The sequence below is a fragment of the Pseudomonadota bacterium genome (assembly GCA_010028905.1).
Lineage (GTDB): Bacteria > Vulcanimicrobiota > Xenobia > RGZZ01 > RGZZ01 > RGZZ01.
Genome location: RGZZ01000676.1, coordinates 1 through 2,130, shown reverse-complemented (window position 1 = coordinate 2,130; position 2,130 = coordinate 1). Strand labels below are relative to the sequence as shown.

2 protein-coding genes are annotated in these 2,130 nt (G+C 64.0%); both read left to right on the top strand.

The genetic code is table 11. From position 1 onward, the window contains the following. A partial coding sequence (locus EB084_24230) for a hypothetical protein (protein NDD31371.1) occupies positions 1 to 608 on the top strand: 608 nt, incomplete at its 5' end. A gap of 339 nt (positions 609 to 947) precedes the next feature. After that, the coding region (locus EB084_24225) for a hypothetical protein (protein ID NDD31370.1) at positions 948 to 2,130 on the top strand (1,183 nt) is incomplete at its 3' end.

The window sequence follows — 2,130 nt, the reverse complement described above, 5'->3', positions numbered from 1 at the left end:
AAAAAGACCGACCCGTGCCTCCACAGGTCGTGCGACGCATCCTCGAAAACGCGCTCCGAGCCCCCTCGGCCGGTCATACGCAAGGGTGGGCCTTCCTGGTCCTGCAGGGTCCCGAAGAGACCGGACAGTTCTGGAACGCGCTCTTTCCCCAGAAGCGCCGGACGCGCTTTGCCTACCCGGGTCTCTTCGACGCCCCCCTCATCATCGTTCCCCTTGCGTCCCAGTCCGCCTACGTCGAGCGCTACGCGGAAAACGACAAGGGGTGGACCGATCGCGACGAATCACGCTGGCCCGTGCCCTTCTGGCACATCGACACAGGGTTCGCGGCGATGCTGATGCTCCTTACCGCGGTCGACGAGCAGCTCGGGGCGCTGTTCTTCGGCATCTTCGATGTCGAGGCGTTTCGCACAGCCTTTGGGGTGGGGGAACAGCACACCCCCATCGGCGCCATCGCCATCGGCTACCCGCTACCCGACCGAAGATCGCCCTCATTGGCACGGGGTCGAAGGTCTCTGGAGGAATGCGTTCACTGGGGAACCTGGTCTGAAAGCCCCCCTGCGCCTACGTCAGTTGATTCAGACCCAGCCGCGACGATTCCAACCACATAAAATTTCCGTGAAGGATTGGACAAATTCAATTCGTCGTGCTACAATCAGTATGTTGACGGGTCATTGCGATCTGGAAACGGAGCGCGTCTCGACCGGGGGGTCGGGTCAGCGCTTGTCGCCGCGCCCGGGGGGGATTGCGGTGACAGCTCACGCAGCGATGCGTCAAGAGCCCTCCCCGAGACGCCTTTGAGGCGGTGGGAGGGCTTCTTTATTTGTCTCACCCTGCAGAATGTTAACAACCGACCGGGCTGACGCGCTTTACCCCAACCGCAGCAGCGTCATACAATCATTAAAGAAGAAGAGGGACGAGAAGTCCGCCCCACACCAGAGGAGATCGCGATGACCCCCACGGCCGCAGCCGAGGAATCCAGAGCTCGTGTCATCATACAGGCGCACGACCCACGCACGCGTGAGACCCTGCGCAAAGCCGCCCTCGGTGTTGAAGGAGAGGTCACGCTCGACCTGCCCATCATCGACGCGTTCGCCACGTCTCTGCCCCCCAGCGCACTCGAATCGCTGCGCGCCTCCGCCGTCGGCCTCGATGGCGAAGTGGCCTTCATTCCCGACACCGTGGTCAAGCTCGACGAGCCCATCTCCTCGGCTGACGCGCCTTCGCTGGCCGCAGGCAAGCTGAACGCATCGGTACAGGCCGTGCACGCCCAGAGTGTGTGGAAGGCCGGCTACAGAGGTGCAGGGGTCGGCATCGCCGTCATCGACACCGGCATCGCGCCACACCCCGATTTCGGTGACCGAATCGTGGCCTTCCAAGACCTTGTGAACGGTCAGAGCGAGCCCTATGACGACCGCGGCCACGGAACCCACGTGGCGGGCATTGCCGCAGGCAATGGGGCCGCATCGAACGGCTGCTACGCGGGTGCCGCGCCGGAAGCGTCGCTCGTGGGCATCAAGGTGATGGACTCCCAGGGCTCCGGTCAGCTCTCGACCATCATTGCCGGCGTGCAGTGGGCCATCGATAACAAGGCGCAGTACAACATCCGCGTCATCAACATGTCTCTGGGCTCGAAGCCCGCAGGGCCGGTCTCGAAAGATCCCCTGGTGCAGGCGACCAAGGCCGCAAATGACGCCGGTATCCTGGTCGTGGCCGCTGCCGGAAACAAGGGGCCCTACCCGCAGACCATCGACACGCCTGCCGCGGCCCCCAACGTGCTTGCCGTGGGCGGCACGGTCGACTACAGCACCCCAGACATCGTCGACGACAAGGTCGCCTGGTACTCGAGCACGGGTCCCACGCTCTACGACCATTTCATAAAGCCTGACGTCGTGGCGCCCGGAACCCAGATCGCATGCCCCGATCCCAACGGCCGCTACGTCTACGACACCGGCACGTCGATGGCATCTCCACTCGTTGCGGGCGTTGCCGCGCTCATGACGCAGGCCGCTCCGAATCTCTCCCCCACGCAGCTGCGCAACGCCATCATGGGGGGCGCCACGCGAATCCGCCAGTACGAGCCGAACATCCAGGGCAAAGGCGTGGTGCAGGCTGATCGCAGCCTCGTCATCG